The following is a 19807-nucleotide window of genomic DNA, read 5'->3' as shown; positions in this document are numbered from 1 at the left end:
TGATACGAGCGGCTCAATCCCCCGTCGGCACATCCACCACCTTCCAACTGTCATCCGGATCGAAGCGTTTCATCTCCTTGGCTAGCTTGTCGCCGTGCGGCCCGAGGTCTTTCTCGAACACCTCGCCGTCATGGCTGATCATGAAGCTCATCACCCCGGTGTCATCGTACCTGGCCGGCCACGCGACCATGGCGAAGCCACGGCTCATCTGGTTGCCGATCAGGTAACTGTAGGCACCACCAGGGGCGGATGGGCCCTGTGCATCGAGGATACGAAAGTGGTAGCCATACCAGTCGTCGCCAACCCGGTCCTGGCCGAACAGCGGGCCCAGCGGACTGACCTGGCCATCGCCGTCGTCGTCCCAGTACAGCCCGTCATGCTTGCCGGGCTCGCTGAATATCTTCTGCGCGTATTCCAGCGCACCGTTGCCGTTGTGGTCCTGGGTGGCGTACTCCATTTGCGCATCGTGATAGGCCAGCATCGACTGCATGGCACCCAGCTCGTTGCGGCCAATACGCCGCGCGCGGATTTCGGCGCTGCCGGCCTTGAGGTCGAAACGCCAACCCTGGTCGCCTTTGGTCAACGGAATAGGCAACGTCCAGTGATCACTGCCCACCGCGAGGATGGCCTTGTTTGCCCCCGACAGGTTGATGCTGTGCTGCGCGCGATATTGCGCAAGGAACGTGTCCACATCACTGCGTTGCACACCGCCGCGCGGTATGTAGGTACGCCAGTCATCGCCCAGCAACCGGGCCAGGCGGGCTTCATCAGGTTTCTCCTCGCCCAGCGCCGCAACAAAGGATTCCACGGCCTTCTCCGGTGTCGGGAAGGCTTCCTGCGCAGCGGCCAGGGATGACCATGTCATACCGGCTGCGATTACCAGTGCCGCTATCGTTTGACGTTTCATCGACGGCCACCTCCCCCGCGGCGTGCGGGCGCACTGGGCCGGGAAATCTGATGCCCGGCGGCACGCGATGCGTTCGGGCGCTGGGCGAACGACTGGCTGGTGCGGCCACGGCTGGCCTGCGCGCTGGTGCGCGAGGGTGAACGCACGCCGTCGAAGGCATTGTTACGCGCGCGGCCAGCGGTATTGGAAGGCCGATTTTGTGCCAGCTGCCGCCCCTGGCCTTCGCCCTGCCTGCGCTGGTTCACCTGGCTGTTCTGCTGGCGAGCCTGGGTGTTGCGGGTTTCCTGTCGACGGTCGGTTGCCCTGGGGTTGTCGCTACGAGGCTGCATGCGATTGCCGACCGAATTGCCTGCCTGCGCCTCGCGCATCTGCTGGCGTGCCTGGCGGTTGCTGGTGGCCGGACGTTCGATGCCGGCCCGGTCCATCGACGCCCGGGCCTTGTCCCGCGCCTGGGCGCGTTGGGCGTCGTCACCGCGGAAGGCAGTACGCTGGGTGGCACCGTCCAGCTGGCGACCGTACTGCTGGCGGCTGCGAGAGTCGCGGTATGGCACGCCGTCGCGGTTGGCGGCGTTGTGCTGCCATTTGTTCTGGTTGTTGGTGATGCGGTTGTTGGCGTTGATGTTGTTGTAGCGGTTGACGTCGATGTCGATGTCGTTGTTGCCCCAGTCACAGTCGCCCCACAGCGAGGCTACGATCGCCACGCCGGTCCCGAAGGCCAGGCCCGCCACCAGTGCAGAACCAGGGTAATACATGGGCGGTGGCGGGTAATACACCGGCGGCGAGGCCGGGTAGGCCCAGGTGCCGTAGCTGGTGGTCGGGTTGTAGCTGGGCACGTACACCACTTGCGGGTCGGCTGGCTCGATGATGATGGTGGTGGGCGGGCTACTGGCCGTAACCACCTGAGTACTGCTACCACTGGAGGCCGGTGCCGGGGCGGTCTGCACGGTCACGTTCTGGTACTGGTTGCTCTGCAGGTTGCCGGCGGCCTGGGCCTGATGGCGCAGGCGCTGCACGCCGCCCATGACATCGTCGGGCTGCGCAAGGAAGGCGTCACCCAGGCGCTGTACCCAGACCGGGTCTTGCCCCAGGGTCGCCAGTACCTGCGGGAAGGCCACCAGCGCCTGTACGCTCGGGTCCCAGGGCTGGTTCGCCACCTTCTTGACAGCATCGTCGCCGGTGGCCTTGGGGTTGGCCTTGGACCAGGTCACCGCTTCGCTCACCTGCCCCGGGTAAGTGGAGGCCATCAATACCTGGGCCAGCAGCGCATCGGGGTACAACGCGATGGGCGCGAGCATCTGATCCAGTTGCTCCTGGGTGAACATCGGGTCCTTGGCCGCGACCGTGTCGGTTTGTGGTGCCGGGTCGGGGGCCGGTACATCCTCTGCCAGCACCAGGCCGGGCGTGGCACTCAGATACAGGATCACCGACAGGACCGCTGACAATGGCATGCGCATCGCATCTCTCCGTGAGATCAGGCCGCGTGGGTTAAGGGTAGCAATGGCGCTGCTTTTGGCCAGATACGGGGGCGCGAACTTTTCGCGCTCTAAGGGTGCGGTGGTTACTGCTTTTGAATCTATATCAGGGCTGGGCTGAGAACTGTAATTGACTGTACCGGCCCTTTCGCGGGCACGCCCGCGGCGGTGCTCAACCGCCCAGGGCGATGATCGCCACGATCAGCGACGCTCCAACTACTGCCAGAACCACGCCGGTCAACAGGGTGCGGCCACCGGAATAGCGTGCCAGCAACCAGCCCGCAAGGAAGAGCATGGCCAGGGCAACCAGGTTCGACACTCGGATAGCCGTACCGGTGGTCTCGATCAGCAGGAACGGAATGACCATCGGGAAAGTTGCCAGTACCACCAGCAGGAAAGTGGCCAGGGCAGCCTTGAAATCATCCAGCCCCAGGCGTGCCGGCAGCGGGCGGCCAGCATCACGCAGCATGCGCCCGCGCAGCATCTCCAGCCCGTCTTCATCCAGTGCCAGGCCGATGCGCTCTGGCAACGTATCGGCAATCAGCCTGCGCCCCTGGTTGATATCACCGGCTTGCAGGCGGGCCAGCAAGGTCCGGCTGCGGGTGCGTTCGGTCCAGGTACGCAGCAGGTAGATGACGGCATCGGCCAGGCCCCAGGCCAGGTTGCAGCCGAGCGCGGCAATCAGCATCAGCCGCGCGTCTTCGCGCCCTGCCGTGGCCACGCTCAGCGAGCCGATGAAGGTCATCGCCATCAACAGGCCGAAGATGACTCCGGTGATCCGGTCGATCGGTTCCAGCACGCCCCATTTTCGCGGTTGCTCGTCTTGCCCCATCGCACCCTCCCAGGAACCATCGATAGTCACTATCGAGAATGGCAATTTCTGCCGAACGACATGGCCGAATAACCTAGCTCCATCGACTCGCCGCCCACCACCCCGGCCCCTGGAGCTACCTGATGAACACCTTGGCCCGCCTGCTGTCCGCCACCCTTGCCGTCATTGCCATCGCCATCACCAGCGGCTGTGCCAGCCACCCCGAACTGCGTCCCTACACCGCCGAAGAAACCCGTCAACTGCAACTGGAAGCCTTGCAACGCCGTGGCCTGTCGCTGGACGACTACGAGCAGCAACGGCGGGTAATCCAGCGTGCCGGCAACCTGCCCGTAGTGACCGAAGCTGCAGACGCCGACCGTTCGACCAAAGGCTGAATGGGCTAGCCGGCGGTTCCCTCACGTTACCTGCACAGGTATGCTTTACCGCTCAACCGCAAGCCTTCCAGGACGGAGACCATGACCAGGCCCCTTCTGTTGCTGAGTGCTGCACTGCTGTTCAGCCCCATGCTGCTGGCCCAACAGATCAAACGCGAACTGGGCGACTTCGACTTTACACTCGGCACCACCCCCTCACGCAGTATGGCCCAGGGGCTGATATCGCCCAGCGCCATCGGTGCGTTCCACGGTGGCCTCGACTTCAGCCACCCCAGCGGCTGGTACCTTGGCCAGTACGCCCCGAGCATGGGCGTGACGCCCGACTCCACCCTGCGGCTGGACAGTTACCTGGGCTACAAGCACCGGTTCGACACTAGCCTGGGCTACGAGGTGGGGTTGATCCATTATAGTCAGCCAAACATTGCGGGCCCCGACAGCTATGCCCTGTACGGCGGTGTTTCGGTGCTGGGCAGCCGTTTCGGTGGAGCGCTGCGCGACAATCCCGACAACCGCACCGCCACGCTATTCGCCGACTTCGGCCAACTGCCGCTGTTTGATGTCGACCTGAGCGTCAAGCTCGCCCATCACCGCCTGGGTACGCCATTCACCATTGGTGATGGCAGCGAGGTGAATGCCTTTTCCGATTGGTCGCTGGAACTATCCCGGCCTTGGCTCGGCATCGACCTGAACCTGGTCTACAGCAACTCAAACCTCAGTGGTGGCGGGTGTGATGCGTATTCGGGCATCAACACCTATTGCGACAGCATGGTCACGCTCAAGGCGCAACGCCGTTTCTTTTAACGGCGCGGCGCCAGCGCCAGGGCGATACCGCCCAGCACCACCACGCAGGCCACCAGCAAGCGCAACGACAATGGCTCGCCAATCAGGCCAACCCCGCCCAACGCCGCGATCACCGGGACGCTGAGCTGCATGGTCGCCGCCTGCTGCGCGCTGACTTGCCTGACCACGCCGTACCACACGGCATAGCCAGCACCGGACGCCAGCACACCAGAACCCAGCGCATACAGCACGCCGAGCGGGCTCAGGTGCAAGTCGGCGCCCAGCAACAGCATCGGCGCCAGCAGCACCAGGCACGGCAGGCTCCGGGTGAAATTGCCGGCAGTGTCGGCCAGCGGCCTGGGTGAACCTTTGCCCAGCAGCGTGTAAACGCCCCAGGCCACGCCAGACAGGGCCATCAGCAAGGCACTGGCAAAAGGTGGCGCCGCAATACCGGGCAGCAGCAGCACCAGCAGGCCGACGAAGGCGATCAGCATGCCCAGCAGCATTCGCGCAGTGATTTGTTCGCCTTTGTACCAGGCGAAGCCGAACATGGTGATCTGCACCGCGCCAAACAGCAGCAACGCACCCGCGCCTGCGCCCAGTTGCAGATATGCCGCAGAAAACAGGAATGCGTAGAGGAACAGGGCCAAGCCGCCGCGCCAGCTCCCCCCCATGGCAAGCGCGGGTTTGCGCAGGCGGATCAACAGCAGCAGGAACAGTGCACCACTGGCCAGGCGCACCACGGTGAAGGATGCCGGGTCGATGGCCCCATCCTTCAGCGCGAGCCGGCAGAACACCGAGTTGGCAGCGAAGGCCACCAGGCTGAAAAGTGCCGGCCAGACCCAGGCCCGGGCCTTGGGGTCGGTAAGCGTGGTGGTGCCGGTGCTCATGGTGTGGTCACCTTTGAGGTCAATTGTTGTTATAGCGGCCATGCTTGTTGGGCCAGCACCGATATACAACATAGTGTTTATCTGCCGCCACCACCGAATCGCCCGGACCTATACAGCCGCCACTGCCTCGATCTCCACCAGCATGCCGTCCAGCGCCAACCGGGGTACCGGTATCAGCGTGCAGGTCGGTTTCATGCTACGGCCCCAGGCCCTGTCAGCCTCGGCTACCCATTCATGCAGTCGCGTTTCGGAATGCTCGACGATCAGCAGGGTCAGCTTGAACACCTGGGCCAGGCTGGCGCCTTTCGACGCCAGGGCAATCTCAAGGTTGGCCAGTGCCTGGCGCGCCTGCTCGGCGAACAGCGGCGACAGCTGCCCGTTGCGGTCCTCCCCGCCCTGGCCGGCGATGAACAACAGGCGGCTGTCGGCATGAACCTCGGCGACATGAGAGTAGGCATTGCCGCTGGGGTCGTACAGGCCTTCGGGGTTGCTCAGCTGGAACGCGGTTGAATGGCTCACGGTAAACCCTCGATCAGTTGGAAGAGGGACGGAGTATCGAACCTTGAGTTAACTCGAGGTCAAGCATGCATCGTAAAACGGGCTTGTCTGCGTAGGACGTTTCGCACAGCGCACTGGCTTGCGTGAACCACGCGTTTGTATGCGCGGTGGCTGCCAGGCGCTAGATTGCGAGGCCCGGCATGGAGGCCTGCACGTACCAAGGATAAAGCGATGAGCAAATATGATTTTCAGCTGGCTTATACCATCAAGCCCAAAACCGCACGAGATGAAGACGATGCGGCAAAGGCGCGCCTGCACCTGCGCGAAAAAATTGGCCTGGACACCGTCGAACACATTGAAACCACCTTGCTCGGGGTGATCACTCTCAGCAGCACCACGCTCGCAGACCGCAGGCGCGATGCCGAAAAGCTGCTTCACGATTATATCCATGAAGCGCTCAAGCATCTGTGTGTGCTGTCGACCGTGAAGTTCTATGGTTGCCTGATGGTGGACGGGCTGGGGTCAGCCATTCGCTTCGATATCCTGCCCAAGTGAACATCGACGGCCTCAGGCGTCCCCGCGCCTGAGGCCGTTCGCCATCATTTTTCCTGCAGTACCGCCCTGCCCTTCACTGCCCGAGGCCCGCGCCAGGCCCAGAACAGCAAACCGGGGAACGGTGCGTAGACCACGAAGACGATCCACAGCATCTTGCGCTCGGCGCGCCGGTCACTGCCGATGATGTGCCAGATGGCCCAGATTTCCAGCAGGATCACAAAGGCCGCGACGATGATCCAGATCGTTCCGATTTCCATGAGCGCTCTCCCATTTGGCATGTAATGGGTTGGGTTGCAGAGGCTGCCGAGGGTTCAGATTGATTTGGCTGGCGGCATGGCACCACGGCCCTTTGTAGGAGCGGCCTTGTGTCGCGATGGGCTGCAAAGCAGCCCCCTGCGGTCTTTCGTAGGGCAAAAATCCTGGGGCTGCTGCGCAGCCCATCGCGACACAAGGCCGCTCCTACAGGGAGTAGTGACGGCCCTCAATGCCGTGGTGCAGTCTCCAACGCCGCCTTCAACGCCGGCGCATCGGCAAATGCCCGCTGGCTCACCAGCTTGCCCTGCTCCAGTTGCAACCACTGCACCTGGCCATCCTGCCCTGGATAACGGCTGGCCACGCGCCCGTCGCGGTCGAGCAGCACGCGGTAGTTGTAATCGCGCATGGCGGGGATGGCGAACAGCTTGCTGATCAGCGCCGGCATGCGCTGGATGTCGGCAACGAACACCGCATCGCGCGCCTCCAGGTAACCCTTGGGCTGTTCGGCCAACGCCGCCTTCACCAGCTTTGCACCATCCATGTCGCGCGCCACCAGCAGGATGTGCGTGCCGGCGGCGAGACTATAGGCCTGGTCGTACTGGTCGAGCAGCGTCCACGGGGCGAGCTTGTCGCCCTGCTCCAGGGCATTGGCCAGCAATGGCATCAGGCAAAGCAACAGGGCAGCGGCGTACTTCATCAAGGTATCCTCAGTGACAGGAGCATCAGCATAGCGGCAACGGGCCAAGCCAGACAGGTTGCCTGAACACGACCTGGAATACGACACGGCCACCCGGGAGATTGTCTTTCCCCCGGCCACCCGCCACACTCTCAAGGCCAGCCAGGAAGCGGAGTCCAGAGTGCCCACGCCACGCCAGTTCAGCAAGAAGACCAGTACCAGCAACATGCTGCGGCTGAAGTCCACCAGCGCCAATGCCCAAGCCCCCTATCGGGTCGATTTCGTATTGCTCGAACACTTCTCCATGGCCAGCTTCACCGTGGCCATGGACGTGCTGGTCACGGCCAACCTGCTGCGCGCCGACAGCTTTCGATTCACCCCACTGTCGCTTGCAGGCGACCGCGTGCTCAGCGACCTGGGGTTGGAGTTGGTGGCTACCGAGTTATCCGCCGAGGCCCTGAAGGAGTTGGACCTGCTGGTGATCTGTGGCGGCCTGCGCACGCCATTGAAGTACCCCGAGCTTGACCGCCTGCTGGGCGATTGTGCGGCCCACGGCATGGCCTTGGGCGGGTTGTGGAACGGCGCGTGGTTCCTCGGCCGCGCCGGGGTGCTGGACGACTATGGCTGCAGTATCCACCCTGAGCAGCGCGCCAGCCTGTCCGAGCGCAGCCCGCAGACGCGGATCACCCCGGCCAGCTTCACTCTCGACCGCGACCGCCTCAGCGCTGCCAGCCCCAATGGTGCCATGGAGCTGATGCTCGGCCTGGTGCGCCGGCTGTATGGCGACGGCCTGGCCGAAGGCGTCGAGGAGATCCTGTCGTTCTCCGGTGCCCGCTATCGTCAGGTCGGCCCGGGCGCGAAGAAGTCCATGAGTTTGCACCTGCGCACCATCGTCGAGCTGATGGAGAACAACCTCGAGGAAACCCTCAGCCTCGACCAGTTGGCCGCCTACAGCGGGCGCTCGCGCCGACAGATCGACCGCCTGTTCCAGGCCCAGTTGGGCACTTCGCCGCGGCGTTACTACATGGAGTTGCGCGTCACCAAAAGCCGCCGCCTACTGCAGTATTCCGACCTGTCGGTGATGGAGGTGGCAGTGGCCTGCGGGTTTGTTTCGGTGTCGCACTTCAGCAAATGCTATGCGGCTTACTTTGGCTACCCGCCGTCGCGTGAGCAGCGGTTGGGCGAGTGAACAGGGAAAAGTGGCAGGAATGTGTGGCCTGGCGAGGCCTCTTCGCGGGCGCGCCCGCTCTCATAGAACAACACATGACTCATTGGTTCGGCGAGGTCCTGTAGGAGCAGCCTTGTGCTGCGAAGAGGCCGGGGCTGACAAAGCCTGTCTATTGGCTGTACCGGCCTCTTCGCAGCACAAGGCTGCTCCTACAAAGGACGCGTCAGACGAGCGATATTGGTTCTCTGCGCGACAGCGCAGCCCAAAGGGCTGGGCAATCTCCCACAGGATCACCAAAGCATCCACGTGCGATCCCGGCGAGAGCGGGCTCACAAACCCAAGCGCAACGCCTCCCCCACCCCCGCCCCACGCAAATCGTCCACCGCGCTGACCAGAGCAAAGTTGTAGGCCCCATGCGACCAGTACCGCGCCTCCAGCTGCCCGTCCACGCGCTGCCCGTCCGGCATGCGCCGATAATGATCACCTGGTGAGCGCAGGAACAGGCTGATGCGCTGGCCCTTGCCATCCTCGAACACCAGCAACGCCGCCGGCCCCTGCTCATTGCTTAGCAGGCGCGCGCCCACCGGTTTGAAGCCGTAGCCCGCCAGGTCCGGCAGGTGGCCAACGCGGCTGAAGTGGCGCCCCAGCCAGTCGCGCAACTGGCCTGGGTCGCTGGCCTGGATATCCAGCGCCTGGCTACCGGCAAACAAGCGGTGTGCCTGGACAGCATCGGCCATCGGCAGGTCGGCACGCGCCAAGGTCGCGTCGCGCACCTGCCAACCGCCCAGGCCACCCACGCCCAATGCCAGCAGCAACACCGCCGCCGTGGCCCAGCGGCGCTGGCGGCGTTGGCGCAATTGCCGGCGCAACTGCCCCAGGTCCAGCTGCGCCGCCCCGGGCACTTCGCCAAACCCGGCCAGTGCCGTACGCAGGCGGCGGGCGTCGGCACGCCAACCCTCGACCTTGGCCGCGGCCTGCGGGTTGGCCGCCAGCCAGGCCTGCACCTCGGCCCGGCGCGCAGGCTCCAGGCGCTCGTCGACATAAGCGTGCAGTTCGTCTTCGCTGGGGATCAGGCGCGTCATTTCAGTCTCCGCAAGGCCGGGGGCTGGGGGCTGCCCTCGGTCAGTTCGCGCAAGGCATTGCGGGCGCGCGACAGGCGCGACATCACAGTGCCGATAGGGATGCCCAGGGCCTGGGCGGCCTCCTTGTAGCTCAAACCTTCAATGCTGACCAGCAGCAACAACGCACGCTGTTCTGCCGTGAGCCGGGCGAAAGCCTGCAGGTCGGCCTGGGCCAGGACAATGGCCTCGAGGTTGCCACCAACCGGCTCGTCATCGCGCTCGCCGCGGCCGAACCAGGACAGCCATCGCGCGTGCAGGCGCTCGCGGCGCTTTCCATCGAGGAACAGCCGATAAAGGATGGTGAACAGCCAGGCCCGCAGGGCATCGGCATCACGTTGCTGGTCGCGCCGGCTCAAGGCCCGCTCGACCGTTGCCTGTACCAGGTCGTCGGCGCTGCCCGGCTCGCGGGTCAGCCACACGGCAAAGCGGCGCAGGCGGGCCAGCAGCTCGCGCCACTGGTGGTCGTCCAGATCATGCATGGCAAGGTCCCGGCCTCTGGGGTTGTCAGTGTAAGAGGCAGACGCCTGTGAGGAAAATCTATTCCCGGCAAGGGAATAAGTTTTTCTCTGCGCCGTCGTACCGGCACCTTCACTGAACCGGACAATGACCATGAACTCACCCCTGCACGGCCCGGCCAAGGCCCTGCGCCTGGCCGCCATCGGCGTCGTGATGCTGGGCGCGGGCGCCGCCTTTGCCTATGCCGCCGGCTGGGTTGGCGATACCCGCCTGACCCCACAACGCATCATCGACACCTTCGAAGCCCAGGCCGGGCATTACCCGGGTTACCGTAAGAACCACGCCAAGGGCCTGTGCGTCAGCGGCTACTTCCAGCCCAGCGGGCAGGCCGTCAGCCTGTCCACGGCGCGGGCGTTCAGCCAGCCGCGGGTGCCAGTGATCGGCCGCTTCGCCATCGGCGGCGCCAACCCGTTCGCGCCGGATACCGGCATACCGGTGCGCAGCCTGGCCATCGAGTTGAGCACCGACGACGGGCAAGTCTGGCGTACCGGCATGAACAACCCGCCGGTGCTGGCGGTAAGCACGCCACAAGCCTTCTATGAACAGGTACTGGCGGGGGCACCCGACCCGGCCACCGGCAAACCGGACCCGGGCAAACTGCAGGCGTTTTTCGCCGCCCACCCGGAAAGCGCGGCGTTTCGCCAATGGGCGGCGGGGTACAAGCCCAGCAACAGCTTCGCCAGCACGCAGTACCACAGCATCAACGCCTTCCGCCTGATCGACGCAAGCGGCGCGTCCCACCCCGTGCGTTGGCAACTGGAGCCGCAGACAGCGTTTGCCGCCCTGCCTGCCCAAGTCGATGACAAACAGTTCCTGCAGCACGACCTGCAGCAACGGCTGGCCCAGGGCCCGCTGCGCTGGACGCTGCGCCTGGTACTGGCGGAACCCGGCGATGCAGTGGACGACCCTGCCAGCCCGTGGCCTGCCGACCGGCGCAGCGTGGACGCCGGCACGCTGGTACTGGAACAGGTCGACGGCCCCGAGCAAGGGGCCTGCCGCGACATCAACTTCGACCCGCTGATTCTACCCCGGGGCATCCAGGCCTCTGCCGACCCGATCCTCGCCGCCCGTTCGGCCGCCTACTCGGAATCCTTCAACCGCCGCAGCCGCGAGTCGCTCGACACCGGAGCCCACCCATGAAAACCGACGCCTTCCACCCCCTCGCCCGCCTGTTGCACTGGCTGATGGCCGTGCTGATCCTGGCCATGTTGTTCATCGGTGTGAGCATGGTCGCCGACCTGTCGCCGCGCCACCCCGTGCTGATCGGGTTGCACAAGGCAACCGGCCTGGCCCTGCTGGTGCTGGTGCTGCTGCGCATCGCCGTTCGCCTGGCCCTGCCCCACCCAGCCCTGCCGCGCGACCTGCCTGCACTGCAACGCTGGGCCGCCGGGGCTTCGCACCTGGTGCTCTACGGACTGATGCTTGCCATGCCGCTGCTGGGCTGGGCCATGCTGTCGGCCGGTGGCTACCCCCGCCCCTTGGGCTTGCCGGCCATTGCCCCCCATGACCTGCAACTGTATGCAGTGCTGCGCCAGGCCCATGGCTGGGCTGGCTACTTGCTGTTCGCCACGGTGCTGGTGCATGTGGGTGCGGCCTTGATGCACGCGTGGGTGCGCCGCGATGGCGTGTTGCGTAGCATGTGGCCTGGCCCGCTGCGCCGCAGCCAATGACGCTCGGCAGGCCGGGGGCTCGACACCGATAACGATTCCCAACAAGATCGGCTTTCTATTTGCCGTACCGCCCTGGACTGCCCTATGAATGTCGCAAAGGATCCTGCCACACTCGCACCCGCCAGTACCCTGGACTTGCGCCCCCTGCTGCTGGCCAACATGGCCTGCACCATGTCGATGATGGCCTTCGTCGCCCTGATCGGCCCGATCGCCCGCCAGCTCGGCATGGCCACCTGGCAAGCCGGTGCCGCCGTGACCGTGGCGGGCGTGGTCTGGGTGCTGCTGGCCCGGCCTTGGGGGCGCGCCGCAGACCGTCTGGGCCGTCGGCGCATCCTGCTGCTGGGCAGCGCCGGCTTCACCCTGGCCTACTGGCTGCTGTGCCTGTTCGTAGAAGGTGCGCTGCGCTGGCTACCGGGAGCGACCCTGGCCTTCATCGGCCTGATGGTCGCGCGCGGCTGTATCGGCGCCTTCTATGCTGCCATCCCGGTGGGCTGCAATGCGCTGATCGCCGACCATGTCGAACCGCAACGCCGGGCCCGGGCCATGGCCTCGCTGGGGGCGGCCAACGCCGTCGGCCTGGTGGTGGGGCCGGCGCTGGCAGCGCTGCTGGCGCGGCATAGCCTGAGCCTGCCGTTCCATATCATGTCGCTGCTGCCGGCCAGTGCCTTTCTGGTCCTGCTGTTCACCCTGAAGCCGCAGGCGCTGCCGCACAGCCATGCTCCCAGCCCGGTGCGCCTGAACGACCCACGCCTGCGCCGGCCTTTGCTGGTGGCGTTCAGCGCCATGCTCAGCGTCACGGTATCGCAGATCATCGTCGGCTTCTTTGCCCTCGACCGCCTGCACCTGGGCCCTGCCGAGGCTGCCCAGGCTGCCGGCATCGCCCTGACCACGGTAGGCGTTGCACTGATCCTGGCGCAGGTGCTGCTGCGCCAGCTGGAATGGCCGCCGTTGAAGATGATCCGGGTCGGCGCCACGGTTTCGGCCCTGGGCTTTGCCTGCGGCTCGCTGGCCACCACGGCTCCATGGCTGTGGGCTTGCTACTTTGTCGCGGCGGCTGGCATGGGCTTTGTCTTCCCGGCCTTTTCGGCGCTGGCGGCCAATGCCATGCACGCCTCCGAGCAAGGCGCGACGGCCGGGTCCATCGGTGCTGCGCAGGGCATGGGTGCAGTGATCGGGCCGCTGGCCGGCACCTTGGTTTATGCCGTCGATCCACGCTTGCCATTCCTGGCGGTGGCGGCGCTGTTGCTGCTGGTGGGGTCATGGCCAATGCCCCGCGATCAGCGGGCCTGACAAGCACAGCGCGCAAGCGCGCAGAGTGTGTTTTAATGCGCATCGCTCATTATTATTGACACCTCTGATTACAAGGCGGCTATGGACACGGGGACGCGACTCAAACTGGTGCGTGAACGCAACAACCTCTCCCAACGGGAACTGGCCCGCCGCAGCGGGCTGACCAATTCGACGATCTCGCAGATCGAGCAGAATCGCGTCAGTCCTTCGGTCAGCTCCCTGAAAAAACTGCTCGAAGGCATTCCGATGAGCCTGGCGGAGTTCTTCAGTTTCGACGAGCCGGTGCGCGAAGAGCGCTACGTGTTCCGTGGCGGCGAGCAGCCAGATCTGGGCCGCAACGGCCTGCGCATGCTGCTGGTTGGCGCCAGTGTCGAAGGCCGGCAGATGCGCATGCTGCGTGAACTGTATGCACCGGGTGCCGATTCGGGCGAGCCGATCGTGCATGCCGAGGGTGAGGAGTGTGGCCTGGTCACACGCGGCACCGTCGAGTTGTGGGTCGATGGCCAGGTGAGCGTGCTCAACTCGGGCGACGGTTACTACATCCCCACTACCCTGCCGCACAGTTTCAAGAACATCGGCCCGGACGAGGCCGAAATCATCAGCGCCAACACCCCGGCGAACTTCTGACTGCTTTATGCATGGAGATGGCACCGGCTTTGCCGGTGTTCGCGGCTGAAGCCGCTCCCACAGGAAACGCGCCAACCCTGTGGGAGAGGCGCCTTCAGGTAAGGCTGTCGCCCCCCTGACGCAGGGCCTCTTCGACAAAGTCCAGGCGGTCCTGCCCGAAGAACATCTCGTCACCGACAAAACAGGTCGGCGCGCCGAACACCCCGCGCTCCACTGCAGCTTCGGTCGCATGCCTGAGCGCGGCCTTCACCTCGTCATCACCCGCCAGCGCGCGAAATGCCTGCGGGTCGAAGCCGCCTTGGCTCAGCGTGTCGTCGAGGACGGCGTTATCGCCCAGGTTGCGGCGCTGCGCAAACAGCCCATTGAACAGCACCGCCAGCAACGCCTCGAACCGCTCCGGCGAACGCAGCTGGGTGCCCATTGCCCCGCGCATCAGGGTCAAGGTATTGACCGGGAACCCCGGCGGCAACCCGAACGGTACCCCGTAGCGCTCGGCGAAGCGCGCCAGGTCGGTGAACATGTAACGGCCCTTGGCCGGGATCATCACCGGCGAAGCATTACCGGTAGCCTGGAAAACCCCGCCCAGCAGCATCGGCCGGTAACGCAGCGTGGCACCCTGGCGGGCACACAGCCCAGGCAGTTGAGTCCAGGCCAGATAGCTGGCCGGGCTGCCCAGGTCAAAAAAGAAATCGACAGTCTTGTGCATGGTTACGGTCCTTGCTCGGTGAAAGGGGGTTACCAACGTTCCATCCAGGGGCGCAGGTCCAGCTCGAATGTCCAGGCGTCGCGGGGCTGGGCATGCAGGAACCAGTAGCTGTCGGCGATGTGGGCCGGGTCGAGGATGCCATCCTGGCCCTTGAGGGCGTAGCGCTCGGGGAATGTGTCACGGATGAAGGCGGTGTCGATGGCCCCGTCAACCACCACGTGGGCGACATGGATGTTCCGCGGCCCCAGCTCGCGCGCCATGCTCTGGGCCAGGGCGCGCAAGGCATGCTTGGCCCCGGCGAATGCCGCAAAGCCCGCCGCGCCACGAGTGCCAGCGGTGGCGCCGGTGAACAGAATGGTGCCACGCTCGCGCTGGACCATGCGCCGGGCCACCGCCTGGGCGGTAAGGAAACCGGCAAAACAGGCCATCTCCCAGATCTTGAAGTATTTGCGCGGGGTTTCCTCAAGAATGCTACAGGGCACATTGGCACCGATATTGAACACAAACGCTTCGATCGGGCCGATATCACGCTCGATGGTTTCGACCAGCGCCGCCACCTCCTCCTCCTTGCGCGCATCGGAGCCAAACCCGTGGGCCTGGCCGCCGGCAGCGCGGATTTCGTCCAGCAGCGGCTGCAACTTGTCAGCCTGGCGCCGGGTAACACAGGCAATGTAGCCCTCGCGGGCAAAGCGCTTGGCGATCTCGCCGCCGGTAGCATCCCCCGCGCCAATCACGAGCACCACTTTTTGTTGTTCTGTCATGCCTGCCTCCATTGGTGAATGATCGTTTAGTAAACGAACGCTATGTTATGATCGCCGCCACCGTCAAGCCCGCCTGCAGAGGCAACTGAATGCGCTACACCAACGAACACAAGCAGCAAACCCGCGAGCGGCTGCTGGCCAGCAGCGGCGCGCTGGCCAAACGCGGGGGCTTTTCCAGCACCGGCGTAGCCGGGCTGATGAAGGCGATCGGCCTGACCGGCGGAGCCTTCTACAACCACTTCCCGTCCAAGGACGACCTGTTCACCGAGGTAGTGCGGCAGGAATTGTGCAACAGCCCGCTGGCGCGCCTGGCAAACCAGGGCGCCAGTCGCGAACGCCTGGGCCGTTGCCTGCAGCAGTACCTGAGCCTGGCCCACCTGCACAATGCCGAAGGTGGCTGCCCGCTGCCGCCATTGGGGGTGGAGATTGCCCGGGCCGAAGCACCCGTGCGCGCCGTGGCCGAGCATTGGCTGGTGGAGCTGCACCAGGCCTGGAGCGCGACCCTGGAAGACAGCGAATTGGCCTGGGTGCTGATCAGCCAGTGCGTCGGTGCCTTGCTGGTCGGGCGCATGCTGGCCACGGAAAGCGTGCAGTCGCAGGTACTGGACGCCAGCCGCCACTTTGTCGAGAAGGCCCTGCATGAAGCGGATTAGTCTACTGCTGGGGCTACTGATGAGCTTGCCTGCACTCGCCGAACAGGCCTGCCCGCCAGGGCAATACCAGGTGTGCCTGATGGGATGTTTCTGTGCGCCCATCGACCCCGGCCAGGCCGGGCAGATTTTCAAGGACGTGGAAGTACTGGCTTCGTCCAGCCTGACCTACGCCTTGCAGCAGGCCCGCGACGAAGCCACCGCCAGCGGCGTCGAGCCGATCCCGTTGCATATCCGTGCGCAACTCGAACCTTGGTACGACTTTGCCGTGCTCGACGCGGCGCGCTTCCGGGTGGGTGACGAACAGCAGATGAGCGCGGCCAATGCGCTGCTGCAGAACCCCGATGTGAACGCCGTGACGCTGATCGACACGATCATCTTCCGCCGCCCCGCCGACGCCGAGGACAACGTGGCGTTGTGGGCACATGAGCTCAAGCATGTGCAGCAGTATCAGCAGCTGGGTGTAGAAGAGTTCGCCCGGCGCTACACGCGCAACTACGACGACCTGGAAGCGCCGGCCTACAAGATCGAGGCCGAGGTAGGCAAGGCGCTGCGCGAGCGTGGTTCAGGGCAGGCCAGATAATTTCTGGTCATTTCGCGGTCGCCGTGTAGGAGCGGCCTTGTGTCGCGAAAGGGCTGCGCAGCAGCCCCTCGATTTCAGCTTGGAGCAGATATTGCCGGGGCCGCTTTGCGGCCCTTTCGCGACACAGAGCCGCTCCTACATGGCGACCGCATCAGTGGCCAAACCAGGTGTCAGGACGCCGCCGAAGCTTCTTCAGCCACCTGCTCACGGCTGGCATAACGCTGCGCCAGCACTGCACAGACCATCAGCTGAATCTGGTGGAACAGCATCAGCGGCAGGATCATCGCGCCAATGCCACTGCCGACGAACAGCACCTGCGCCATTGGCACCCCGGTAGCCAGGCTCTTCTTCGAACCGGCGAACAGGATGGTAATGCGGTCCTCCAGGTCAAAGCCCAGCAGCTTGCCGAGCAGCCGGGTACCGTACAACACCACCGCCAACAAGATTCCGCACACGGCAAACAACCCGGCCAGGTGCTGCGGCGATACCGTGTGCCACAGCCCGGTGACCACCGCCTCGCTGAACGCGGTGTAGACCACCAGCAGGATCGAACCCTGGTCCACCACCTTGAGCCAGCGCGCATTGCGCTTGACCCAGGCACCGATCCAGCGCCGGGCGACCTGCCCGGCCACGAACGGCACCAGCAGCTGCAGGGTGATCTTCAGCACCGCATCCAGACCAGAACCGGTATCACCGCTGGCCCCCAGCAACATCATTACCAGCAACGGCGTGAGGAAGATACCCAGCAGGCTGGATGCCGCCGCACTGCAAATGGCCGCCGGCACGTTACCACGCGCCAGCGAAGTGAAGGCGATGGCCGACTGCACGGTAGCCGGCAAGGCACACAGGTAGAGCACGCCCAGGTAAAGTTCGTTGCCCACCAGCGGCACGAACAGTGGCTTGAACGCCAGGCCCAGCAGCGGGAACAGCACGAAGGTGCAGGAGAACACCAGCAAGTGCAGGCGCCAGTGCCCCGCTCCGGCAATGATCGCCTCGCGCGACAGCTTGGCGCCGTGCAGAAAGAACAGCAGGCCGATGGCCAGGTTGGTCAGCCAACCAAAATACACTGCGCCGTCGCCCGAGCAAGGCAGCACGGTGGCAATCAGCACCACCCCGAGCAAGGCCAGGGTGAAATTGTCGAATAACATGCGCAAATACTTCATCACAGTTTCCGTCTTGTCATTGTGCAAGGGCAGACGATAAGGTCTTCGGCTTTTCGCCGCTAACGCCGGAACCCCCACCGGTGTCGCTCAACGGACACGCTCCAGCACAGGACTCGCTCATGCCCCTCTCCCGCCTGGCTGCACTTGCAGCCGCCATCACTCTCACCCTGGGCTACAGTGCCGCCCAGGCCGACGACCAGTTGCAGGCCAAGGTCGACCAGATCATCCGCCCGCTGATGCAAGAGCAAGGCATCACCGGCATGGCCGTGGCTGTCTATGCTCGCAACCACGCGTACTACTTCAGCTATGGCGTGGCCAGCAAGGCCGACAATGTGCCGGTCAGCCGCGACACGCTGTTCGAGATCGGTTCGCTGAGCAAGACCTACACCGCCACCCTGGCCGCACTGGCCAGTGCCGAAGGCAAGCTGGACCTCGATGCCCCGGCCAAGCGCTATCACCCGGCCCTTGCCGGCGCCCCCATCGGCGACGCAAGCGTGCTGGAGCTGGGCGCCTATAGTGCCGACTGCCTGCCGTTGCAGTTCCCGGATGCGGTGCAGACGGCGCAGCAGGTGGTCGATTTCTTCCGTCACTGGCAACCCCGCGCCAAACCCGGCACCCAGCGCTGCTACTCGAACCCCAGCCTGGGCTTGTTCGGTGACCTGGCCGCCCGAGCGCAGCATCAGCCATTTTCCACGCTGATGAGCGAGGGCCTGCTGAAACAGATGGGCCTGGAAAACACCTATCTGCAGGTCCCGGCCAGCGCCCAGGGGTTGTATGCCCAGGGCTACGACAGTGCCGACAAGCCGGTGCGTGTCGGCCCCGGCCCTTACGCCGACGAAGCCTACGGCATCAAGACCAGCGCCAGCGACCTGCTGCGCTATGTGCGCCTGCACATGCAGCCGGAGCGGCTGCCACCGGCGCTGGCACAAGCCACGGCCATCACCCAGCGGGGCTACTTCCAGGTCGGCGCCATGACCCAGAGCCTGGGCTGGGAGCGTTACCCCTACCCGGTCACGCTGGCCACACTGATCGATGGCAACGGCCCGCAGCTAATCCGTGAACCGCAGGCAACCACACGCTTGCAACCAGCCCTGCCGCCGCTGCCGGCAGCCTGGTACAACAAGACCGGCTCGACCAATGGCTTCGGCGCCTACGCCGCGTTCGTGCCCGCCGAACAACTGGCCGTGGTGTTGCTGGCCAACCGAAACTACCCGAACGAAGCCCGGGTGCGCGCAGCCTTCGACATTCTCTCCGGGCTGTAGTGCGGGCAGCGATTGTCGAACAAAACGACACAATGTAGTGAGCAAAAATATTCACTACAAAATGGTTGACGCCGTTCATCGCCCTTGGGCATGATGAAGCCGTCTCCCTGATCGGGAGCGGTGGCAAGGGTGTTCCAGACGGCCTGCGCGGTAACGCAGGCCGTCCGTGGAGAGGGAAACTGTCCAAAAGGCAGCGTGAGAAAGCCCCTGTTGCGATGCTGCTGTAGCAGCCTTGGTAGTGCGCTACACCGTGGTAGCGCCAACTGTGAAAAATCACCTACGAATGGGTAATGGGGGCTTTATGATGAACTTGAACAACAATCCGACTATCGACCAATTGGCCCAGCTGTTCGCCGTACGCAAGGACAGCCTTGACGACCATCTGCTGTGGGTAAGCCAGACCGGTGAAGTGCGCCTCGACCGCCTGCCACCGAACACCGTCGAAGATGAATTCGAAGAGCACCTGCCCAGCATGCGTGCCCGCTTCAAGGTCTACCGCCGTGGCCAAGGCTACGTCGGCAAGAAGGCCGCCGCCGATACCGAGTTCGTCGGCCGCGTCCTGCAGACCCTGCAACAAGAATGGCCCGCTGCCCGTGAGCAGCAGGCAGTCAAGGTGATCGAACCGCTCAACTGAGGGTTCCCACCTTTATCTGAGCCCGGCCCGCACAGGCCGGGCTTTTTCATGCCTGGCGCCGCTGGCTGCGGGGCTCCGGCAGCGGCAAGGCGCCGGTTGCCATCGCCCGGGCGCGGTCTACACCCCACACCAGGGCGCGAGTCATGGTCTCGCCTGGGCGTGCGGGGTAATACTCCTCCAGCAACGCTCGCCCATCACCGGCGTACAACCCCAAAAACAGTTGGGTCGCCCCCAGGCGCGACAGGCGCACCTGCACGTCCAGCGTGGTGCCGTCACTGAGTGCTTCGTCGTGGCAGCGGCTGTGCAGCTGTGCGTCGGCCCATTGCCAATAGGTCTCTTCCCTGACTCGCATGAGCATTCAATCCTCCGTTGCTGGAATGCCGCGCAAGAAAACCACAGCCTTGGCCATCCTGCGAG

Annotated in this window: 25 protein-coding genes; 12 read left to right on the top strand and 13 right to left on the bottom strand. The window is 64.7% G+C overall.

The genetic code is table 11. The features are described from left to right. Window positions 1-13 precede the first annotated feature (13 nt). From GEV38_RS13680 to GEV38_RS13670, 3 genes are all read right to left on the bottom strand, one after another. Window positions 14-907 (bottom strand): DUF2950 domain-containing protein, encoded by an 894-nt coding sequence (locus GEV38_RS13680; protein WP_054573124.1) that lies wholly within the window; start codon window positions 905-907, stop codon window positions 14-16. Then, window positions 904-2361 (bottom strand): DUF3300 domain-containing protein, encoded by a 1458-nt coding sequence (locus GEV38_RS13675; RefSeq protein ID WP_054573123.1) that lies wholly within the window; start codon window positions 2359-2361, stop codon window positions 904-906. Before GEV38_RS13675 ends, GEV38_RS13680 begins: the two co-directional genes overlap by 4 nt. Before the next feature lie 190 nt (window positions 2362-2551). Then, entirely contained in the window at window positions 2552-3211 is a 660-nt protein-coding gene (locus GEV38_RS13670) for a VIT1/CCC1 transporter family protein (RefSeq protein ID WP_054573122.1), read from the bottom strand. 122 nt (window positions 3212-3333) lie between these two features. Here GEV38_RS13670 and GEV38_RS13665 point away from each other — a divergent pair, with 122 nt between their 5' ends. Next, the gene (locus GEV38_RS13665) at window positions 3334-3585 is read left to right on the top strand and encodes a hypothetical protein (protein ID WP_015270196.1); all 252 of its coding nucleotides are present in this window, start codon (window positions 3334-3336) and stop codon (window positions 3583-3585) included. 81 nt (window positions 3586-3666) lie between these two features. Beyond that, on the top strand, window positions 3667-4386 hold the full coding sequence (locus tag GEV38_RS13660) for a TorF family putative porin (RefSeq protein WP_054573121.1): 720 nt from the start codon (window positions 3667-3669) through the stop codon (window positions 4384-4386). On the opposite strand, the gene GEV38_RS13655 is transcribed toward GEV38_RS13660, so the two are convergent. Both GEV38_RS13655 and GEV38_RS13650 read right to left on the bottom strand, forming a co-directional pair. Further along, window positions 4383-5255 (bottom strand): DMT family transporter, encoded by an 873-nt coding sequence (locus GEV38_RS13655; protein WP_054573120.1) that lies wholly within the window; start codon window positions 5253-5255, stop codon window positions 4383-4385. The two genes, GEV38_RS13660 and GEV38_RS13655, sit on opposite strands and share 4 nt — an antisense overlap. A gap of 108 nt (window positions 5256-5363) precedes the next feature. Next, window positions 5364-5774, bottom strand: coding sequence for a RidA family protein (locus GEV38_RS13650; protein ID WP_054573119.1), 411 nt, complete (start codon window positions 5772-5774; stop codon window positions 5364-5366). Window positions 5775-5984: 210 nt separating this feature from the next. On the opposite strand from GEV38_RS13650, the gene GEV38_RS13645 reads away from it, so the two are divergent. Beyond that, window positions 5985-6308, top strand: coding sequence for a hypothetical protein (locus GEV38_RS13645; protein WP_015270192.1), 324 nt, complete (start codon window positions 5985-5987; stop codon window positions 6306-6308). 44 nt (window positions 6309-6352) lie between these two features. On the opposite strand, the gene GEV38_RS13640 is transcribed toward GEV38_RS13645, so the two are convergent. Beyond that, on the bottom strand, window positions 6353-6565 hold the full coding sequence (locus GEV38_RS13640) for a PLDc N-terminal domain-containing protein (RefSeq protein ID WP_013972488.1): 213 nt from the start codon (window positions 6563-6565) through the stop codon (window positions 6353-6355). 224 nt (window positions 6566-6789) lie between these two features. Next, window positions 6790-7260, bottom strand: coding sequence for a hypothetical protein (locus GEV38_RS13635; RefSeq protein ID WP_054573118.1), 471 nt, complete (start codon window positions 7258-7260; stop codon window positions 6790-6792). Window positions 7261-7420: 160 nt separating this feature from the next. On the opposite strand from GEV38_RS13635, the gene GEV38_RS13630 reads away from it, so the two are divergent. Beyond that, entirely contained in the window at window positions 7421-8428 is a 1008-nt protein-coding gene (locus GEV38_RS13630) for a GlxA family transcriptional regulator (protein WP_013972486.1), read from the top strand. Window positions 8429-8736: 308 nt separating this feature from the next. On the opposite strand, the gene GEV38_RS13625 is transcribed toward GEV38_RS13630, so the two are convergent. Beyond that, window positions 8737-9489, bottom strand: coding sequence for an anti-sigma factor (locus GEV38_RS13625; RefSeq protein ID WP_015270190.1), 753 nt, complete (start codon window positions 9487-9489; stop codon window positions 8737-8739). After that, window positions 9486-10007 carry a sigma-70 family RNA polymerase sigma factor gene (locus GEV38_RS13620; RefSeq protein ID WP_013972484.1) on the bottom strand — a complete coding sequence of 174 codons (522 nt, stop codon included), beginning with the start codon at window positions 10005-10007 and terminating at the stop codon, window positions 9486-9488. The genes GEV38_RS13625 and GEV38_RS13620 overlap by 4 nt, the downstream gene beginning before the upstream one ends. A gap of 124 nt (window positions 10008-10131) precedes the next feature. On the opposite strand from GEV38_RS13620, the gene GEV38_RS13615 reads away from it, so the two are divergent. From GEV38_RS13615 to GEV38_RS13600, 4 genes are all read left to right on the top strand, one after another. Then, on the top strand, window positions 10132-11184 hold the full coding sequence (locus tag GEV38_RS13615; protein WP_041506053.1) for a catalase family peroxidase: 1053 nt from the start codon (window positions 10132-10134) through the stop codon (window positions 11182-11184). Then, the gene (locus GEV38_RS13610) at window positions 11181-11714 is read left to right on the top strand and encodes a cytochrome b (RefSeq protein WP_015270187.1); all 534 of its coding nucleotides are present in this window, start codon (window positions 11181-11183) and stop codon (window positions 11712-11714) included. Before GEV38_RS13615 ends, GEV38_RS13610 begins: the two co-directional genes overlap by 4 nt. Window positions 11715-11798: 84 nt before the next feature. After that, window positions 11799-13004 (top strand): MFS transporter, encoded by a 1206-nt coding sequence (locus GEV38_RS13605; protein WP_054573117.1) that lies wholly within the window; start codon window positions 11799-11801, stop codon window positions 13002-13004. 81 nt (window positions 13005-13085) lie between these two features. Continuing rightward, window positions 13086-13631, top strand: coding sequence for a cupin domain-containing protein (locus tag GEV38_RS13600; RefSeq protein ID WP_003248033.1), 546 nt, complete (start codon window positions 13086-13088; stop codon window positions 13629-13631). A 94-nt stretch (window positions 13632-13725) separates the two neighbouring features. On the opposite strand, the gene GEV38_RS13595 is transcribed toward GEV38_RS13600, so the two are convergent. Next, the gene (locus GEV38_RS13595) at window positions 13726-14337 is read right to left on the bottom strand and encodes a 2-hydroxychromene-2-carboxylate isomerase (RefSeq protein ID WP_054573116.1); all 612 of its coding nucleotides are present in this window, start codon (window positions 14335-14337) and stop codon (window positions 13726-13728) included. 29 nt (window positions 14338-14366) lie between these two features. Continuing rightward, complete coding sequence (locus tag GEV38_RS13590; protein WP_015270184.1) at window positions 14367-15098, bottom strand: SDR family oxidoreductase; 732 nt, start codon at window positions 15096-15098, stop codon at window positions 14367-14369. An 89-nt stretch (window positions 15099-15187) separates the two neighbouring features. Between GEV38_RS13590 and GEV38_RS13585 the strand changes: the two genes are divergently transcribed. After that, window positions 15188-15751 carry a TetR/AcrR family transcriptional regulator gene (locus tag GEV38_RS13585; protein WP_054573115.1) on the top strand — a complete coding sequence of 188 codons (564 nt, stop codon included), beginning with the start codon at window positions 15188-15190 and terminating at the stop codon, window positions 15749-15751. Beyond that, window positions 15738-16331 carry a DUF4157 domain-containing protein gene (locus GEV38_RS13580; protein WP_024087033.1) on the top strand — a complete coding sequence of 198 codons (594 nt, stop codon included), beginning with the start codon at window positions 15738-15740 and terminating at the stop codon, window positions 16329-16331. The genes GEV38_RS13585 and GEV38_RS13580 overlap by 14 nt, the downstream gene beginning before the upstream one ends. A 170-nt stretch (window positions 16332-16501) precedes the next feature. Here GEV38_RS13580 and GEV38_RS13575 read toward each other — a convergent pair whose 3' ends face one another. Then, window positions 16502-17494 (bottom strand): bile acid:sodium symporter family protein, encoded by a 993-nt coding sequence (locus tag GEV38_RS13575; protein WP_015270181.1) that lies wholly within the window; start codon window positions 17492-17494, stop codon window positions 16502-16504. Window positions 17495-17613: 119 nt separating this feature from the next. On the opposite strand from GEV38_RS13575, the gene ampC reads away from it, so the two are divergent. Continuing rightward, window positions 17614-18756 (top strand): class C beta-lactamase, encoded by a 1143-nt coding sequence (gene ampC / locus GEV38_RS13570; protein ID WP_054573114.1) that lies wholly within the window; start codon window positions 17614-17616, stop codon window positions 18754-18756. 301 nt (window positions 18757-19057) lie between these two features. Beyond that, window positions 19058-19390 (top strand): hypothetical protein, encoded by a 333-nt coding sequence (locus GEV38_RS13565; protein WP_003253895.1) that lies wholly within the window; start codon window positions 19058-19060, stop codon window positions 19388-19390. 46 nt (window positions 19391-19436) lie between these two features. On the opposite strand, the gene GEV38_RS13560 is transcribed toward GEV38_RS13565, so the two are convergent. Beyond that, entirely contained in the window at window positions 19437-19748 is a 312-nt protein-coding gene (locus GEV38_RS13560; protein WP_023663278.1) for a hypothetical protein, read from the bottom strand. Between the last annotated feature and the right edge of the window lie 59 nt (window positions 19749-19807).

Origin of the sequence: Pseudomonas sp. 13159349, assembly GCF_013305685.1 — a bacterium.
Classification (GTDB): domain Bacteria; phylum Pseudomonadota; class Gammaproteobacteria; order Pseudomonadales; family Pseudomonadaceae; genus Aquipseudomonas; species Aquipseudomonas asiatica.
The sequence above is the reverse complement of the archived record's forward strand: the minus strand, read 5'-3'. Positions and strand labels throughout refer to the sequence as shown.

What these genes read in the sequence shown, in the direction of transcription:
- GEV38_RS13565 (WP_003253895.1), top strand. Translation starts at nt 19,058, where the DNA reads ATGATGAACTTGAACAACAATCCGACTATCGACCAATTGGCCCAGCTG.
- GEV38_RS13660 (WP_054573121.1), top strand. Translation starts at nt 3,667, where the DNA reads ATGACCAGGCCCCTTCTGTTGCTGAGTGCTGCACTGCTGTTCAGCCCC.
- ampC (WP_054573114.1), top strand. Translation starts at nt 17,614, where the DNA reads ATGCCCCTCTCCCGCCTGGCTGCACTTGCAGCCGCCATCACTCTCACC.
- GEV38_RS13620 (WP_013972484.1), bottom strand. Translation starts at nt 10,007, where the DNA reads ATGCATGATCTGGACGACCACCAGTGGCGCGAGCTGCTGGCCCGCCTG.
- GEV38_RS13590 (WP_015270184.1), bottom strand. Translation starts at nt 15,098, where the DNA reads ATGACAGAACAACAAAAAGTGGTGCTCGTGATTGGCGCGGGGGATGCT.
- GEV38_RS13680 (WP_054573124.1), bottom strand. Translation starts at nt 907, where the DNA reads ATGAAACGTCAAACGATAGCGGCACTGGTAATCGCAGCCGGTATGACA.
- GEV38_RS13605 (WP_054573117.1), top strand. Translation starts at nt 11,799, where the DNA reads ATGAATGTCGCAAAGGATCCTGCCACACTCGCACCCGCCAGTACCCTG.
- GEV38_RS13615 (WP_041506053.1), top strand. Translation starts at nt 10,132, where the DNA reads ATGACCATGAACTCACCCCTGCACGGCCCGGCCAAGGCCCTGCGCCTG.
- GEV38_RS13580 (WP_024087033.1), top strand. Translation starts at nt 15,738, where the DNA reads ATGAAGCGGATTAGTCTACTGCTGGGGCTACTGATGAGCTTGCCTGCA.
- GEV38_RS13675 (WP_054573123.1), bottom strand. Translation starts at nt 2,361, where the DNA reads ATGCGCATGCCATTGTCAGCGGTCCTGTCGGTGATCCTGTATCTGAGT.
- GEV38_RS13655 (WP_054573120.1), bottom strand. Translation starts at nt 5,255, where the DNA reads ATGAGCACCGGCACCACCACGCTTACCGACCCCAAGGCCCGGGCCTGG.
- GEV38_RS13595 (WP_054573116.1), bottom strand. Translation starts at nt 14,337, where the DNA reads ATGCACAAGACTGTCGATTTCTTTTTTGACCTGGGCAGCCCGGCCAGC.
- GEV38_RS13600 (WP_003248033.1), top strand. Translation starts at nt 13,086, where the DNA reads ATGGACACGGGGACGCGACTCAAACTGGTGCGTGAACGCAACAACCTC.
- GEV38_RS13610 (WP_015270187.1), top strand. Translation starts at nt 11,181, where the DNA reads ATGAAAACCGACGCCTTCCACCCCCTCGCCCGCCTGTTGCACTGGCTG.
- GEV38_RS13670 (WP_054573122.1), bottom strand. Translation starts at nt 3,211, where the DNA reads ATGGGGCAAGACGAGCAACCGCGAAAATGGGGCGTGCTGGAACCGATC.
- GEV38_RS13560 (WP_023663278.1), bottom strand. Translation starts at nt 19,748, where the DNA reads ATGCTCATGCGAGTCAGGGAAGAGACCTATTGGCAATGGGCCGACGCA.
- GEV38_RS13640 (WP_013972488.1), bottom strand. Translation starts at nt 6,565, where the DNA reads ATGGAAATCGGAACGATCTGGATCATCGTCGCGGCCTTTGTGATCCTG.
- GEV38_RS13575 (WP_015270181.1), bottom strand. Translation starts at nt 17,494, where the DNA reads ATGAAGTATTTGCGCATGTTATTCGACAATTTCACCCTGGCCTTGCTC.
- GEV38_RS13645 (WP_015270192.1), top strand. Translation starts at nt 5,985, where the DNA reads ATGAGCAAATATGATTTTCAGCTGGCTTATACCATCAAGCCCAAAACC.
- GEV38_RS13585 (WP_054573115.1), top strand. Translation starts at nt 15,188, where the DNA reads ATGCGCTACACCAACGAACACAAGCAGCAAACCCGCGAGCGGCTGCTG.
- GEV38_RS13625 (WP_015270190.1), bottom strand. Translation starts at nt 9,489, where the DNA reads ATGACGCGCCTGATCCCCAGCGAAGACGAACTGCACGCTTATGTCGAC.
- GEV38_RS13635 (WP_054573118.1), bottom strand. Translation starts at nt 7,260, where the DNA reads ATGAAGTACGCCGCTGCCCTGTTGCTTTGCCTGATGCCATTGCTGGCC.
- GEV38_RS13665 (WP_015270196.1), top strand. Translation starts at nt 3,334, where the DNA reads ATGAACACCTTGGCCCGCCTGCTGTCCGCCACCCTTGCCGTCATTGCC.